The organism is Streptomyces sp. SAS_270, assembly GCF_052543295.1.
Map to the genome: position 1 here is coordinate 1 of NZ_JBMNDS010000011.1, position 15163 is coordinate 15163.

Annotated in this window: 14 protein-coding genes; 6 read left to right on the forward strand and 8 right to left on the reverse strand. The window is 71.8% G+C overall.

Annotated elements, in window-relative coordinates; translation table 11 throughout:
• Positions 1-26: 26 nt before the first annotated feature.
• From ACN6LB_RS10065 to ACN6LB_RS10075, 3 genes are read right to left on the reverse strand one after another with little or no spacing between them, the layout of a single operon-like run.
• The gene (locus ACN6LB_RS10065) at positions 27-839 is read right to left on the reverse strand and encodes a hypothetical protein (RefSeq protein WP_445025508.1); all 813 of its coding nucleotides are present in this window, start codon (positions 837-839) and stop codon (positions 27-29) included.
• Positions 839-2113 (reverse strand): VWA domain-containing protein, encoded by a 1275-nt coding sequence (locus ACN6LB_RS10070; protein WP_445025509.1) that lies wholly within the window; start codon positions 2111-2113, stop codon positions 839-841. The genes ACN6LB_RS10065 and ACN6LB_RS10070 overlap by 1 nt, the downstream gene beginning before the upstream one ends.
• A 32-nt stretch (positions 2114-2145) precedes the next feature.
• Positions 2146-3696 carry an IucA/IucC family protein gene (locus ACN6LB_RS10075; RefSeq protein ID WP_445025510.1) on the reverse strand — a complete coding sequence of 517 codons (1551 nt, stop codon included), beginning with the start codon at positions 3694-3696 and terminating at the stop codon, positions 2146-2148.
• Between the two features lie 107 nt (positions 3697-3803).
• On the opposite strand from ACN6LB_RS10075, the gene ACN6LB_RS10080 reads away from it, so the two are divergent.
• Positions 3804-5297 (forward strand): IucA/IucC family protein, encoded by a 1494-nt coding sequence (locus ACN6LB_RS10080; RefSeq protein WP_445025511.1) that lies wholly within the window; start codon positions 3804-3806, stop codon positions 5295-5297.
• Between the two features lie 41 nt (positions 5298-5338).
• Entirely contained in the window at positions 5339-6253 is a 915-nt protein-coding gene (locus ACN6LB_RS10085) for a HipA family kinase (protein WP_445025512.1), read from the forward strand.
• Positions 6254-6308: 55 nt separating this feature from the next.
• On the opposite strand, the gene aceB is transcribed toward ACN6LB_RS10085, so the two are convergent.
• Positions 6309-7943, reverse strand: coding sequence for a malate synthase A (gene aceB, locus ACN6LB_RS10090; RefSeq protein WP_445025513.1), 1635 nt, complete (start codon positions 7941-7943; stop codon positions 6309-6311).
• Positions 7944-8141: 198 nt separating this feature from the next.
• The gene (locus tag ACN6LB_RS10095) at positions 8142-8741 is read right to left on the reverse strand and encodes a nucleotidyltransferase family protein (protein ID WP_445025514.1); all 600 of its coding nucleotides are present in this window, start codon (positions 8739-8741) and stop codon (positions 8142-8144) included.
• 219 nt (positions 8742-8960) lie between these two features.
• Between ACN6LB_RS10095 and ACN6LB_RS10100 the strand changes: the two genes are divergently transcribed.
• Positions 8961-9248, forward strand: coding sequence for a DUF5955 family protein (locus ACN6LB_RS10100; protein WP_356139956.1), 288 nt, complete (start codon positions 8961-8963; stop codon positions 9246-9248).
• 41 nt (positions 9249-9289) lie between these two features.
• Here ACN6LB_RS10100 and ACN6LB_RS10105 read toward each other — a convergent pair whose 3' ends face one another.
• Positions 9290-9652, reverse strand: a complete 363-nt coding sequence (locus ACN6LB_RS10105) for a winged helix-turn-helix transcriptional regulator (protein ID WP_445025515.1) — start codon at positions 9650-9652, stop codon at positions 9290-9292.
• A 97-nt stretch (positions 9653-9749) separates the two neighbouring features.
• Here ACN6LB_RS10105 and ACN6LB_RS10110 point away from each other — a divergent pair, with 97 nt between their 5' ends.
• Complete coding sequence (locus tag ACN6LB_RS10110; protein ID WP_445025516.1) at positions 9750-10631, forward strand: NAD(P)-dependent oxidoreductase; 882 nt, start codon at positions 9750-9752, stop codon at positions 10629-10631.
• A gap of 49 nt (positions 10632-10680) precedes the next feature.
• Here the strand turns inward: ACN6LB_RS10110 and ACN6LB_RS10115 are convergent, their stop codons facing one another.
• The gene (locus ACN6LB_RS10115; protein ID WP_445025517.1) at positions 10681-11484 is read right to left on the reverse strand and encodes an IclR family transcriptional regulator; all 804 of its coding nucleotides are present in this window, start codon (positions 11482-11484) and stop codon (positions 10681-10683) included.
• Between the two features lie 292 nt (positions 11485-11776).
• On the opposite strand from ACN6LB_RS10115, the gene allB reads away from it, so the two are divergent.
• Entirely contained in the window at positions 11777-13111 is a 1335-nt protein-coding gene (gene allB / locus ACN6LB_RS10120; RefSeq protein ID WP_445025623.1) for an allantoinase AllB, read from the forward strand.
• A 5-nt stretch (positions 13112-13116) separates the two neighbouring features.
• A complete protein-coding gene (gene alc / locus ACN6LB_RS10125; protein ID WP_445025518.1) occupies positions 13117-14250 on the forward strand; it encodes an allantoicase in 1134 nt (377 codons plus the stop codon).
• Positions 14251-14323: 73 nt separating this feature from the next.
• Here the strand turns inward: alc and ACN6LB_RS10130 are convergent, their stop codons facing one another.
• Positions 14324-15073, reverse strand: coding sequence for an SDR family oxidoreductase (locus ACN6LB_RS10130; protein WP_356140109.1), 750 nt, complete (start codon positions 15071-15073; stop codon positions 14324-14326).
• Positions 15074-15163: the final 90 nt, after the last annotated feature.

Sequence of the window (15163 nt, forward strand, 5' to 3'; positions counted from 1 at the left end):
GCGGGCCTCCGCCTTTCATGGGTGCGTCACATACCCGACGGCGCCCGTGCGGGCCGTCCCGAGCCGCGCGTGAGCGCGTAGCCGCCGATGCCCGCGAGCGCGGCCAGGATGCCGCCGATCCCCGTCCACACCCATCGGTCGGACCACCAGCCGGAGGCCCAGCCGCCGTCGGGTTCGATCGAGGACAGCGCGGCCTGCGCGCGGCCGGAGTCCTCGTCCGAGTCCGACTTCTCGGAGGTCGTCGCGATCCCCGGGACCAGCGGCTTCGCGAGCGAGCCGTCGACCGCGGCCGCGCCGCCGATGTCCTTGGAGTCGACCTGGACCGACGCGTCGACCGGCTGCCCGAGGTCGGACGACTGCAGTCCGGTGACGGTCAGCCGGATGTAGTACGTGCCCGGCAGCGGGTCGTTCGCCCAGGTCTCCGACCAGGCGCGGACCGTGCGCATGGTGCAGGCCAGGTCCACGGAGGCGGTGCTCTGCGCCGCCGTCCGGGTCTGCGCCCCGTACTGGCACGCCTGTCGGCGCCGCAGTCCGTCGTACACATCGATCTGCCAGGTCTCGCCGGCGTGCGTGTCGGGCAGCTTGACCGTCGCCTTCACGGTGGGCCGCTGCCCGGCGTCCGCGGGGAACGACCAGTACAGGTAGTCGCCCGTGGACGCACCGGCGGTGGCCTGCTGACCCTGGTCGATCTCGGTCGCCGTACGGAAGGAGGTGCCCGCCTCGGTGGGGGCGCCGCTGTCGTCCGAAGGGCTCGGGGAGGGCGAGGAGGCGGCCGCGGCGGGGGCCACGGCGAGCCCGAGCGTCAGAAGCGCCGCGCTCAACACACGGGTGATACGCATCAGTTGGTCCTCCAGACCGCGACACGCCAGCGTGAGATCCAGCCCCACAGCAGACCGGCGACGAAGCCGGTGAGCACCAGGGCGCCCAGCAGCCACCAGCCGCGCCCGAGGCCGAAGGAGGCCACGTCGCCCGCCTGGTCGGGGGCGTCCACCACGTCCACCGTCAGCTCCAACGGCATGCCGGGCGTGGTCTTCACGCCCGCCGTCGCCGAGAAGGAGTTGGTGACCTGCAGGCACACGACCTCGGCCGCGGGCTTGTCGCTGTCGTCGTCGTCCCGCTCGGGCTTCGGATACCGCAGACCCGTCGACACCACGTCCGTACGGCCGTTGCCCGTCGCCTCACCGCGCACGATCTCGCGGCCGTGCACGGTGACCGCCCGCAGCAGCACCCCGTAGTCGGGGTTCACGGCACGGTCCGCCGCGACGCTCACCGACGTGCGCAGCTCCTGACCGGGCAGCACCTCGACGCGGTACCAGCGCTGCTGGCCGAACTCCTCGCGGTCGGTGAAAAGCCCCGACTTGAGGGTGGGCGCCTTCGCGCACGCCGCGGCGCCGTCCACGGCGACCGGTGTCACCACCGGATCGGCCGCTCGTTCCACCAACTGCCCGACGCGGTCGGTGAGTTCTTCCTTGTGCTGAACGGAGGTGTACGTCCCGCCGGTAGCATCCGCGATGCAGCTGAGCTGGTCGCGGGTCTTCGCGTCGGGGACGAGCCCCAGGGTGTCGATCGTGAGGCCGATCCCCTTGGCGGCGATGTCGCGGGCGACCTCGCACGGGTCGAGCGGCTGACAGGTGTCCTCGCCGTCGCTGATGAGGACGATGCGGCGCGAACCCTCGCCGCCGTTCAGGTCGTCGGCCGCCTTCAGTAGCGCGGGTCCGATCGGCGTCCAGCCGGTGGGTGCGAGCGTCGCGACCGCCGTCTTCGCCTCGGTCCGGTCGAGCGGTCCGACCGGGTAGAGCTGCTCGGTGTCCTTGCAGCCCGTCTTGCGGTCGTTGCCGCGGTAGTTGGCGCCCAGGGTGCGTATGCCGAGCTGGACCTCCTCGGGCGTCGCGTCCAGCACCTCGTTGAACGCCTGCTTCGCCGCGGCCATCCGCGAGCCGCCGTCGATGTCCCGGGCCCGCATCGAACCGCTGACGTCCAGCACGAGTTCGACCTTGGGAGCGGCCTGCTCCGCCGTTTCGTCGGCGACCGCTCCGGCCGGGAAGGCGATGCCGGCCGTCAGGGCGGCGAGCAGGGCGCAGACCCCTGCCGCCAGCCGTTGTCTTGTGATCATCGCCGGATCCTATGGAGCAAAGGGGTCCGGCTTCAAAACGAGGGTGAGATGAGGGGGTTCGGGAGCCGTGCCCACTGGTCGCCGGGCGTCTGCGGGGTCAGTCGCATGAGGGTCAGCGCCTTGGCCGGGAGCGGTTCGTCGAGGAGCGCCGCGAGGTCCGCGGTGCGCGGAAGATCCCGTACGGCGGTGGTGAGGGCCTCGCGCAGGGCGGGCGCCGAGCCCGCTGTCGCCGCCAGCGCACCGGCGACAAGGGAGCCGAAGAGCTTGCGGCGCAGGGTGACTTCGTCGTCTGTGACGATGCGTCCGGACAGGTTCGGGACCGCGATGCCGTGCCGGGCAAGCCGGGCCGGGCTGACGCGGATGTCGGCGAGGTCGCGGTAGACGAGCCGTAGTGGCGCGTCCGTGGCGGAGAGCACGACGAGCAGGTTCTGTCCGTGCGCCTCCAGGGCCACGCCCAGATCCAGCAGCCGCAGACCGACCGTGAGGGTCAGCCGGGTGAACTCGGCCATCCAGGAAGGGGATTGCGAAAGGCCCGTCGCGGGCAGGGCCGCCACGGGGACGACGCGCTCGCCGGCCTCCGCCGACACGTACACCTCCGGCGGTTCGCGCAACACGGCGGCGAGGTCGGGGGTGTGCGCGGTGACCGCTCCCAGGGTGCGTGTCACGTGCAGCAGACCGCCCGTGCGTCCGGCCACGCTCTCCACGAACGCCGAGACGGCCTCCGAGATCGCGACCGAGTGCACCGAGATGTCCCGCACGGACGAGGTCAGCCGCGCACTCAGTGCCGTCTTCACATGCGGCCCGTCGGGGAGCGCGAGCGTGCGCAGCGACATCAACGGGTGGGCGGGAAGCCCCTTTTGAGCTGCCGGACCGAGCGCGTCGAGTCCGGCCAGTACGTCGCTCGCGCCGAGTACGTGATCCGCCTGCCAGGGGTGCACCGGGATCAGCACCCGGTCCCCGTCGCGCAGCCACTTCGGCCAGTCGCCCGCGACCAGGCATGCGTCGGACGGCACGGCGGCGAGGCCCAGCTCCACGAGGGGCCGGTGCTCCGGGCCGTACGCGAGCTGCTCCGCCACCGAGAAGCCGGGCCGGGAACGGCAGTTGGGGTGGTACGGGTGCCCGTCGACCACCCGCTGCTCCCACTCCCGGCTCGTCCCCGGTTCGGGTCCCGGCCCGGGCTGACCGGCGCGGGAGAGCGCCAACGAGGCGACGCTGTGATCGAGCTCGGCGGCGAAGGCCGGCCCGTGCGGGACGGTGAGCGCCGTCATCAGCCGGGCCGGGCGGTCGTACGACCTGCCGTCGAGCCGTACCTCGGTGACATACGCGGCGGTCGCGTACGGGTCCGCGGGCGGACCGGACAACCGGCGCCCGTCGGCCAACTGCAGCGTCAGACCGCCGGGCCCCGGTTCGCGGCGCGCGATCCAGGGCATCGGCTCATGGGCCAGCGCACGCCACAGGCGCGACAGCACGGCTGCCCTGGCACCGGGAAGTCCGGCCGCGTACGACGCCGACAGGTCGGGCCGTACGACGCTCAGCTCGGCGGCGATCACGCCCTCGGCGTCGGGCGTGAGGGGACGGTGCACGGTCGGGCTCCTTGGCTACGGGGACCGCGTCGCGGCGGCCCACGACGACAGACATACTGATCACCAGTGCACCGTATGGAACGAACCGTATGGACCGTTGGGAACGAATGGATCGCGTGGACGACCTGGAGACCGCCGCCGACGCCTACGCGGCAGCCCCCCTCCTCAACTGCCTGCTGCGGGAGGCCGCGCAGCCCACGGAGGAACCGGGCGTGCACCGACTGCGGGCCGGCGGCCGGCTGATCAGGGTGCACGGAACGCGGCGCCCGGCCCGGCCCGAACTGCACGCGGACGGTGCCTGGCACCGCCTCGGCCACGCCGAGTTGGTCAAACTCACCGCCGAGGAACTGCGCCGGCTCACCGGTCTGTCCAACTCCGAACTGCCCGCCGAGATGATCGACAGCCGGGAGGCGGTGGCAGCACTGCTCGGCGCACGCGCCCGGGCGACCCCGCCCGACGACCTCTACCGGTTGTCCGAGCAGTCACTGATCACCGGCCACCCCTACCATCCCGCGCCCAAGGCCCGCGGAGGCGGCCCGGTCGCGGGCTGGCTGTCGTACGCACCCGAGGCGTACGCCCGCTTCCCGCTGGAACTGCTCGGCGTGCGCGAGGACTCGGTCGTGGGGGAGGGCGACACGGGCGCGCTCGACGCCCTGGGCACCGCCCCGCCCGGCTACCGGCTGCTCCCCGCCCACCCCTGGCAGCTCGACCTCGTCGCCGGACGCCCGGAGATCCGCGCCGCCCTCGCCGACGGCCGGCTCGTGCGCCTCGGCCGCACCGGGCGTTCTGTCTGGCCGACCGCCGCGGTCCGTACGCTGTACGTTCCCGGCGACGACCTGTTCGTGAAGTTCAGCCTCGATGTGCGCATCACCAATGACATCCGTCGGCTGTGGCGCCACGACCTGCTGAAGCTGCGCCGCACGGACGAGGCGGTCGTCCGGGCCTTCGCCGCCCTGCCCGGCCGGGCAGGCTGGCTGAGCGACCGCGGCTACCGCACCGCGGACTTCGCCTTCGAGGAACTCGCCGTCCTCGTCCGCGACGGACTGGCCGACCACGTCCTGCCGGGCGCGACCCCGCTGCTGTCCGCCGCCCTCGTGGAGGGCTTCGACGGCAGCCCGCTCGACCGGCTCACCGATCCGGCGGCCTGGTGGGCGGCGTACCTGCGCCAGGTGGTGCCCCCCGCCCTGCACGCGTTCGCCCGCCACGGCGTCGTCCTGGAGGCGCACCTGCAGAACACCCTGGTCGCCGTCGACGCCGACGGCCTGCCCGTCCAGGCGCTGTTCCGGGACGCGGAGGGCGTGAAGCTGCTGCCGGAGGTCACGCGCGCGGCCGGCTGGGAACGGCTCGTGTACTGCCTGGTCGTCAACCACCTCGCCGAACTGGCCGCCCTGCTCGCCGAACGCCACCCCGAGCAGGACCTGTGGGCCGCCGTACGCCGCGAGCTGATCCGCTACGACACCGAGCACGGCCTTCCCGAGATCGCGGGCCTGCTGGCCTCGCCCACGCTGCCCGGCAAGACGAACCTGCTGCTGCGCTGGACGGGCGCGGACGGCGCGGACGCCCGCTATCTGCCCCTGCCGAACCCGCTGGCCGGTCATTAATGCCAGGCACCCCGGTGAGCGGCTGATTTAAAGTGGCCGGTGTGCTCCGCGACGTGACTGCTGTGCGATACGTGACCCCGCTGACGGCGGGCGGCTCCGTGCCCGGAGTCGTCGAGGCCGACGACCTGGGGACCTACGTCGTGAAGTTCACCGGCTCCGCCCAGGGCCGCAAGGCGCTGGTCGCCGAGGTGATCGTCGGCGAGCTGGCCCGCGCCCTCGGCCTGCGCTTCCCCGAACTGGTGCTCGTGCACTTCGACCCGGCGGTCGCCGCCGACGAACCGCATCAGGAGGTCCAGGACCTGCTGCACGCCAGTGCCGGGCTCAACCTCGGCATGGACTATCTTCCGGGCGCCAAGGACTTCACCCCGGAGGTCGCCGAGCGGTGCACGGTCGACCCGCTGGAGGCGGGCAAGGTGATCTGGCTCGACGCCCTCACCGTCAACGTGGACCGCACGGTGCACAGCTCGAACCTGATGATCTGGCCCACCTTCGGCATCGCGCCGCCGCGGCTGTGGCTCATCGACCACGGCGCGGCCCTGGTCTTCCACCACCGCTGGGACGCCTCGGACCCCGAGAAGGCCTACGACTTCCGCCACCACGCCCTCGGGGGCTACGCGCCCGACGTGCGGACCGCCGACGCGCAGCTGGCGCCCCGGGTGACGCTCGATCTGCTGCGCGAGGTCACGGCGGCCGTACCTGACGCCTGGCTGGCCGAGGAGGGGGGCTTCTCGACGCCGGACGCGGTCCGCGAGGCGTACGTCCAGTACCTCCACGCGCGCGTGGAGAGCTCCGCAGCCTGGCTGCCCACCGACTTCCCCACCCGGGAGGAACTGGCCGCCGAGGAGGCCCAGCGCGCGGCGAGGACCCGGCGGGGCCGCCCGAACTGGCTCAAGCGGGTCCCCGACCTGCACGGCAAACCCGCGGCGGAACAGGACTGGTCGGTGCATCTGGGATGACCGGGTAGCCCCGGGAATGTCCCGGAGCCACCCGGACAGGCCGGTGCCGTGAGCCTCAGCCGGCCAGCTGCTCGTACGCAGGCAGCGTGAGGAAGTCCGCGTAGTCCTCGTCCAGCGAGACCTGCAGGAGCAGGTCGTGCGCCTGCTGCCAGTTGCCGGCCGCGAAGGCCTCCTCGCCGATCTCGGCGCGGATGTTCGCGAGTTCCCGGGCGGCGACCTCGCGCGCCAGCTCGGGCGTGGCCTTCACCGTGTTCCCGGCGTGCTCGAACTCGACGCCCGCGTTGATCCACTGCCAGATCTGCGAGCGGGAGATCTCGGCGGTGGCCGCGTCCTCCATCAGGTTGAAGATGGCGACCGCGCCGAGACCGCGCAGCCACGCCTCGATGTAACGGATGCCGACCTGGACGGCGTTGACCAGACCGTCGTACGTGGGGTGCGCCTTCAGCGAGTCGATCGCGATCAGGTCACCCGGCTTGACGTCGACGTCCTCGCGCAGCCGGTCCTTCTGGTTCGGCTTTTCGCCGAGCACGGCGTCGAAGGAGGCCATGGCGATCGGAACGAGGTCGGGGTGGGCCACCCAGGACCCGTCGAAGCCGTCGCCCGCCTCGCGGTCCTTGTCGGCCTTGACCTTCTCGAAGGCGACCTTGTTGACCTCTTCGTCCCGGCGCGAGGGGATGAACGCGGCCATGCCGCCGATCGCGTGGGCGCCGCGCTTGTGGCAGGTGCGGACGAGGAGTTCGGTGTACGCGCGCATGAACGGGGCCGTCATCGTCACCGCGTTGCGGTCCGGCAGGACGAACCTGGCGCCGCCGTCACGGAAGTTCTTGACGATGGAGAAGAGGTAGTCCCAGCGGCCCGCGTTCAACCCGGCGGCGTGGTCACGGAGTTCGTAGAGGATCTCCTCCATCTCGTACGCCGCGGTGATCGTCTCGATCAGGACGGTCGCGCGGACGGTGCCCTGCGGGATGCCGACGTAGTCCTGCGCGAACACGAAGACGTCGTTCCACAGGCGCGCCTCAAGGTGCGACTCCGTCTTCGGCAGGTAGAAATACGGGCCTTTGCCGAGGTCGATCAGGCGCTGCGCGTTGTGGAAGAAGTAGAGGCCGAAGTCGACGAGTGCGCCGGGGACCTGGGTGCCGTCGGGGGCGACGAGATGGCGCTCGCTCAGGTGCCAGCCGCGGGGCCGCATCACGACGGTGGCGAGCTGGTCGTTGTCCTTGAGGGCGTACGTCTTGCCGGTGCGCTCGTCCGTGAAGTCGATGTTCCGGCTGTAGGCGTCGATCAGGTTCACCTGGCCGAGGACCACGTTCTCCCAGGTGGGCGCGGAGGCGTCCTCGAAGTCCGCGAGCCAGACCTTCGCGCCCGAGTTCAGGGCGTTGATGGTCATCTTGCGGTCGGTGGGGCCGGTGATCTCGACGCGGCGGTCGTTCAGCGCGGCCGGAGCGGGCGCGACCTTCCAGGAGTCGTCCGCGCGGACGGCGGCGGTCTCCGGAAGGAAGTCGAGCGAGGAGGTGCGGGCGATCTCGGCGCGGCGCTCCGCCCGGCGGGCGAGGAGCTCGTCACGCCGGGGCGTGAACAGCCGGTGCAGCTCGGCCACGAAGGCGAGGGCCGCGTCGGTGAGGACCTCTTCCTGCCGGGGCAGGGGCTCGGCGTCGACGATGGCCAGCGGGGACGGCGCTGGTGCGGACATGAGCTGTCACTTCCTTCAGCGAGCGTGGCACCGGGTGCCAATCGACCCGGGTACGGCGGTGAGCGCCCGCGGAGCAGTAGGACGCTTCTGAGCAGTGGATAGTAGTTTCCTCATGGTGGAAGTTCAATGATTTGTTGATGTCGAGATTCTCAGGGTCGACAGAAGGTGGCGCTCAGTGCCACCTCCTTCACTCAAGGTTCATTCGAGATGGACGAGATCGCCCTCCGTGTCGATGTCGTACGGCTGCGCCACATCACCGCACTCGACGAGCCTGACCGTGTCCGCGTGGGCCTTCAGGTAGGCGCGCGCTCCCCGGTCGCCCGTGGCGGTCGCCGCGATCCCGGCCCAGTGGTCGGCGCCGAAGAGCACCGGATGGCCGCGCTCCCCGTCGTAGGCGGCCGCGACGAGCGACGCCGGGGACTCGTACGCGGCCAGGACGCGGGCCACCGCCTCGGCGCCGATGCCCGGCTGGTCGACGAGTGACACCAGCGCGGCCCGCGCACCCGTGCCCGCGAGCGAGGCGAGCCCCGCCCGCAGCGAGGAGCCCATGCCCTCCTCCCACCCCGGGTTGTCCACGAGAACGCAGCCGGGCAGCTCGGCCCGCTCCCGTACGGCCTCGGCCCGGGCGCCGAGCACCACATGAATCCGGCTACAGCCGCCCTCGCGCATCACCAGAGCCGCGTGCTCGACCAGGGGGCGCCCCCGATGGTCCAGCAGCGCCTTGGGCCGCCCTCCGAGGCGCCGGCCGCCGCCGGCCGCCAGCAGCACTCCGGCCACCTGGTCTCCGTTGTCCGTCATGGTTCCTGCATACCTGAACGGGCCGCTGTGTGCCCCCGCGGTGTCCGGGGACTGAATTTCGGTCCTCGGAGTGGCGCCCGGCGCATCGGGTGGCGTTTACTGGCCCGCGTCCCCCGGCGCCTGACCAACGCCACGGGGAGTTGGGCGGATCGACGAAGGACTTGCGCACAAAGACGTGCGAGGGGGAGAGCTGTGTTGCGGAGCTTGGGGCAGAGGCCAGTGACCGGCAGCGACGAGGATCCGAGGGTGGCGGAACTGAAGTCCGCCGTGTCCCGGCTGCGCCGTGAACTCGCCGCGCACCCCGCCGAGTTCCCGGACCGCGGCATCGCCGAGGACGAACTCGCCGCTCTCGCCGCGATGACCGTCAGCGGCATCCCCGAGATCCCGCGCCTGCGCCGCTCCCTGCTGCTGATCGCGGGCGCGATCGGCTCGGTCAGCGCCCTCGCCAAAGGCCTCTCGGCCGTACGCAGCGCGGTGGAACTGTTCGGCGAACCGCCGCGGCGCTGAGGCGAGTCGAAGCGCCGCGGGCCCGCCTGAGCGGACGCCGCTCAGACCGCTCTTTCCGCCCGCCCTTGAGCGGTCGGCCGCTCGCGTCCCCAGGCGGCCAGCGGCTGGAGCGCGTCGTTGAGGCGTGCGCCGTTTTCGGTCAGCGAGTACTCGACGCGAGGCGGCACCTCGTCGTAGGAGACACGGCGTACGACACCGTCCGCTTCCATCTCGCGCAGATGCGAGGCCAGCACCTTCTCGGTGATGCCCGGAAGCAGCCGACGCAACTCGCCGAAACGGCACGGGGAGTGCTCGTGGAGCGCCCAGAGGATGAGCACCTTCCACTTGCCCCCGATCACCTCCATCGCGGTGTCGATGCCGCAGATGTGTCCGTCCGCCGTGCCCGGCCGGTTCGACGTCGTCATGCCCCACCCCTTCCGACGTGCTCGCTCACCCCGGGGTAACCACCCACTCCCAAGTGCGTACTTGATCACCTCCGGGCCTGCGGCCAGCCTAATCGGCATGGCACAGAACACTGTTGAGAAGACCTCCGTCACGCTGCTGGGCCTCGGCGCGATGGGTACCGCACTGGCCCGGACCTGGCTGGCCGCCGGCCACCCGCTCACCGTATGGAACCGCACTGCGACCCGGGCGGCGGCGCTCGCCGCCGCGGGTGCTGACGTCGCGGACAGCGCCGCCCGAGCAGTCGCGGCCAGCCCCCTGGTCGTCGTCTGTCTGCTGGACGACGCCTCGGTCGGCGAGGCCCTGTCCGCCACCGACCTCGCCGGCAGGGACCTGGTCAACCTGACGACCAGCACCCCTGCCCAGGCCCGCGCCCGCGCCGAGTGGGCCCGCGCGCGGGGTGCCCGCTACCTGGACGGCGGGATCATGGCCGTTCCGCCGATGATCGGTGTCCCGGAGGCCGGCGGCTACGTCTTCTACAGCGGCTCACGCGAGCTGTTCGAGCGGCACCAGGAGACCTTGGGCGTCCCGGCCGGCACCGTCTACGTCGGCGAGGACGCGGGCTTCGCGGCGCTGCACGACGTGGCCCTGCTCAGCGCCATGTACGGGATGTTCGCCGGGGCGGCGCACGCCTTCGCCCTGATCCGCAAGGAGGACATCGACCCGGCGTCGCTCGCCCCGCTGCTCGCCGACTGGCTCACCGCGATGGCCCCGTCGGTCCACCACACCGCGGACCAGCTGCGCAGCGGCGACTACACCAAGGGGGTGGTCTCCGGTCTCGCCATGCAGGTGGCCGGTACGCCGACCTTCCTGAGCACCGCCGAGCAGCAGGGCGTCAGCCCGGAACTGCTCAGCCCCTACTTCGAGCTGATGCGCCGCCGCCTGGCGGAGGGCGGCGGCGAGGAGGACCTGACGGGCGTGATCGACCTGCTGGTGCGCTGACCGGCAGCCTGTCGCCGGGAGGTGACCGGGATGCACCGTCCCCTAGAAACTAGGCGGCAGGGCCCGGGTTCGCCAGTGCCTGCGACAGCTCCACCGCGACCTGCTGCAGCACGGGCACGATCCTGTCCGTGGCCGCCTCGGTGACGCGGCCCGCGGGGCCGGAGATCGAGATGGCGGCCGCGGTGGGGGAGTCGGGAACGGGCACCGCCAGACAGCGGACGCCGATCTCCTGCTCGTTGTCGTCGACCGCGTAGCCGAGGCGGCGTACCTCTTCGAGGGCGGTCAGGAAGCCGTCCGCCGTGGTGATCGTCTTGTCCGTGGCGGCGGGCATACCGGTCCGGGCGAGCAGCGCGCGCACCTCGGCCGCCGGGGTGTGCGCGAGCAGCGCCTTGCCCACGCCCGTGGAGTGCGGCAGCACCCGTCGGCCGACCTCGGTGAACATGCGCATCGAGTGCTTGGACGGCACCTGCGCCACGTACACGATCTCGTCGCCGTCGAGCAGCGCCATGTTCGCCGTCTCGCCGGTCTCCTCCACGAGGCGCGCGAGATAAGGCCGGGCCCAGGTGCCGAGCAGCCGGGAGGCGGACTCGCCGAGGCGGATGAGGCGGGGTCCGAGCGCGTACCGCCGGTTGGGCTGCTGGCGGACGTAGCCGCTGGACACCAGCGTCCGCATCAGGCGGTGGATGGTGGGCAGCGGCAGTCCGCTGCTCGCGGACAGCTCGCTCAACCCGACCTCGCCCCCCGCGTCCGCCATGCGCTCCAGCAGGTCGAAGGCGCGCTCAAGGGACTGGACGCCACCACTGGGAGCGGGGGATTTGGCGGCGTCGGTGGTGTTGGCGCTGGACGACGGCACGGCGGCGGTCCTTTCACTGGGCAGTGATGCAGCCTACCCGGCGGTCGGTTGACTGCTCGGTTGTGCGTAGCTAAGTTCTGCGTGACGGAATTCTAATTCCACTTTGTGGAAACGTCCAGGGTGGGCGGGTCCGGGGCACAGTGGACAGGTGAGCCCTTGACGGCATGAAGGTGGGAGTGAAGACTCCTTCAACAGAACGTTGAATTCCGTTACGCGGAGGTAAATCCGCTACGCGGGAGCAAGCGGCGGCATGGAGAGAGGGGTCCGGGTGTCCCAAGACGGAGACGGCGGAATGGTCGAACTGGTGCTGCGCTCGACGCGCGTCATTACCCCCGAGGGGACGCGGGCCGCCTCGGTCGCGGTCGCCGCGGGCAGGATCACGGCCGTACTCGCGTACGACGCCGAGGTGCCGGCCGGAGCCCGGCTGGAGGACTTCGGGGACGACGTCCTGCTGCCCGGGCTCGTCGACACCCACGTCCACGTCAACGACCCCGGGCGCACGGAGTGGGAGGGCTTCTGGACCGCGACACGCGCCGCGGCCGCCGGCGGCATCACCACGCTGATCGACATGCCGCTCAACTCCCTCCCGCCGACCACGACGGTCGACAACCTTCGTACGAAGCAGGACGTCGCCGCCGCCAAGGCGCACATCGACGTCGGCTTCTGGGGTGGCGCGCTGCCCGACAACGTCAAGCACCTGCGCCCCCTGCACGACGCGGGTGTCTTCGGCTTCAAGGCGTTCCTGTCGCCGTCGGGCGTGGAGGAGTTCCCCGAGCTGGACCAGGAGCAGCTCGCCCAGTCCCTGGCCGAGATCGCAGGCTTCGGCGGTCTCCTCATCGTGCACGCCGAGGACCCGCACCACCTGGCCGCGGCCCCGCAGAAGGGCGGCCAGAAGTATGCCGACTTCCTCGCCTCGCGTCCGCGCGACGCCGAGGACACCGCGATCGGCAACCTCATCGCCCAGGCCAGGCGGCTGCATGCGCGCGTGCATGTGCTGCACCTGTCGTCGAGCGACGCGCTGCCGCTGATCGCCGCGGCGAAGGCCGAGGGTGTCCGCATCACCGTGGAGACCTGTCCGCACTACCTCACGCTCACCGCGGAGGAAGTCCCGGACGGCGCCAGCGAGTTCAAGTGCTGCCCGCCCATCCGCGAGGCCGCCAACCAGGACCTGCTGTGGCAGGCGCTCGCCGACGGCACGGTCGACTGTGTCGTCACCGACCACTCACCCTCCACGGCCGACCTGAAGACCGACGACTTCGCGACCGCGTGGGGCGGCATCTCCGGCCTTCAGCTGAGCCTCGCCGCCGTCTGGACCGAGGCCCGGAGGCGCGGGTACGGCCTGGAGGACGTCGTCCGCTGGATGTCCACGCGCACGGCGCAGCTGGTCGGCCTCGACGACCGCAAGGGTGCCATCGAGGCGGGCCGCGACGCCGACTTCGCCGTGCTCGCACCCGACGAGACCTTCACCGTGGACCCGGCCGCGCTGCAGCACCGCAACCGGGTCACCGCGTACGCGGGCAAGACGCTCAGCGGCGTGGTCAAGTCCACCTGGCTGCGCGGCGAACGCATCGTGGCCGACGGCGAGTTCACGCAACCCGCGGGCCGACTCCTCGAAAGGAAGAACTGATCACCGTGACGGCGCAGCAGCAGTCCTCTTTGCCTCACTTCACCGGAGACGCGAACCCGTACGGCGGCGGTGACCCGTACGCGGACTACCGCACGGCCGACTTCCCCTTCACCCAGTACGCCAACCTCGCCGACCGGCAGCTGGGCGCCGGAGTCGTCGCGGCCAACGACGAGTTCTTCGCCGAGCGGGAGAACCTCCTCGTGCCCGGGCGCGCCGAGTTCGACCCGGAGCACTTCGGCCACAAGGGCAAGATCATGGACGGCTGGGAGACACGGCGCCGCCGCGGGGTCTCGGCCGAGCATCCGTGGCCCACGGCTGAGGACCACGACTGGGCGCTCGTACGGCTCGGCGCACCCGGCGTCGTGCGCGGCCTCGTCGTCGACACGGCCCACTTCCGCGGGAACTACCCGCAGGCGGTGTCGGTCGAGGGGACGTCCGTCGAGGGCGCGCCCACTCCCGAGGAACTCCTCGCGGACGACGTGAAGTGGACGACGCTTCTGCCGCGCACCCCGGTCGGCGGCCACGCCGCGAACGGCTTCGCCGTCTCCGTCGAGCAGCGTTTCACCCACCTGCGCGTCAACCAGCACCCGGACGGTGGCATCGCCCGGCTGCGCGTGTACGGCGAGGTCGTACCGGACCCGAAGTGGCTGACCACGCTGGGCACGTTCGACGTCGTAGCCCTGGAGAACGGCGGCCAGGCCGAGGACGCCTCGAACCTCTTCTACTCGCCCGCCACCAACACCATCCAGCCGGGTCGTTCACGCAAGATGGACGACGGCTGGGAGACCCGTCGCCGCCGCGACAACGGCAACGACTGGATCCGCTACCGGCTGCCCGCCCAGTCGGAGATCCGGGCGCTGGAGATCGACACGGCCTACCTCAAGGGCAACTCGGCGGGCTGGGCATCGGTGTCCGTCAGGAACGGCGAGGAGGGCGAGTGGACGGAGGTCCTCCCGCGCACCCGCCTGCAGCCCGACACCAACCACCGCTTCGTCCTCACCGGACCGGCTGTGGGCACCCACGCGCGCGTGGACATCTTCCCGGACGGCGGAATCTCCCGCCTGAGGCTGTTCGGCTCCCTGACGGAGGAGGGCGCGCAACGACTGCGGGCACGCCACCAGGAGCTGGGCGGGTCCTAGCCGGTCCGGCCGGCGGTATCCGGGGGCGGGTGGGAGGGCGGAGATCCGCTCTCCCACCCGCCCCCGTCGCCCGCTACGCCGCATGCCCTCCGTCCACAGAGAACTCCGCCCCGGTGACGTACGCCGCGTCGCCGCCCGCCAGGTAGGCGACCATCGACGCCACCTCCTGCGCCGAGCCGAAACGCCCGAGGGCGGTCATCGAGGCCTGGCCGGACGCGTACGGCCCGTCCGCCGGGTTCATGTCGGTGTCGACCGGCCCCGGATGGACGATGTTCACGGTGACCCCGCGGTCGCCCAGCTCGCGGGCCAGCGCCTTCGTCAGCCCGATGAGGGCCGACTTGCTGGTCGCGTACAGCGTGCCGCCCGGGCCGGGCACCCGCTGCGTCATGCACGTGCCGATCGTGACGATCCGGCCACCGCGTTCCAGATGCCCGGCCGCCGCCTGCGAGGCGAGGAAGACCCCGCGCACGTTCACCGCCAGCACCCGGTCCACCTCGGTGAGAGGCAGCGAGTCCAGGGGGCCGAGCACCCCCACGCCCACGTTGTTGACGAGCACGTCGAGGCGACCGAGCGCCTCCACCGCGCGGTCGACCGCCCCGGCGGCCTCGCCCGCGTCCGCGGAATCCGCCCGCAGGGCGAGCCCGCGCCGGCCGAGCGCGGAGATCTCCCGTACGACCTCGTCCGCGGCCTCCTTGTCCCGCACATAGGTGAGGGCCACATCGGCGCCCTCCCGGGCGAGCCGGAGCGCCGTGGCCGCCCCGATCCCCCGGCTGCCGCCGGTCACGAGGGCCACCTTGCCCTCCATGGATGCCTTGCCGTTCATGGATTCCCGCGCAAACGATGATGAAGTCATGGGTCCATCCCAGCCGTCGCGGACCCCTGGCGCTGGCGGCAAACGGACGACGAGTTCGGG

What these genes read in the sequence shown, in the direction of transcription:
- ACN6LB_RS10130 (WP_356140109.1), bottom strand. Translation starts at nt 15,073, where the DNA reads ATGAACGGCAAGGCATCCATGGAGGGCAAGGTGGCCCTCGTGACCGGC.
- ACN6LB_RS10065 (WP_445025508.1), bottom strand. Translation starts at nt 839, where the DNA reads ATGCGTATCACCCGTGTGTTGAGCGCGGCGCTTCTGACGCTCGGGCTC.
- aceB (WP_445025513.1), bottom strand. Translation starts at nt 7,943, where the DNA reads ATGTCCGCACCAGCGCCGTCCCCGCTGGCCATCGTCGACGCCGAGCCC.
- ACN6LB_RS10105 (WP_445025515.1), bottom strand. Translation starts at nt 9,652, where the DNA reads ATGACGACGTCGAACCGGCCGGGCACGGCGGACGGACACATCTGCGGC.
- ACN6LB_RS10070 (WP_445025509.1), bottom strand. Translation starts at nt 2,113, where the DNA reads ATGATCACAAGACAACGGCTGGCGGCAGGGGTCTGCGCCCTGCTCGCC.
- ACN6LB_RS10095 (WP_445025514.1), bottom strand. Translation starts at nt 8,741, where the DNA reads ATGACGGACAACGGAGACCAGGTGGCCGGAGTGCTGCTGGCGGCCGGC.
- ACN6LB_RS10080 (WP_445025511.1), top strand. Translation starts at nt 3,804, where the DNA reads ATGGATCGCGTGGACGACCTGGAGACCGCCGCCGACGCCTACGCGGCA.
- ACN6LB_RS10110 (WP_445025516.1), top strand. Translation starts at nt 9,750, where the DNA reads ATGGCACAGAACACTGTTGAGAAGACCTCCGTCACGCTGCTGGGCCTC.
- allB (WP_445025623.1), top strand. Translation starts at nt 11,777, where the DNA reads ATGGTCGAACTGGTGCTGCGCTCGACGCGCGTCATTACCCCCGAGGGG.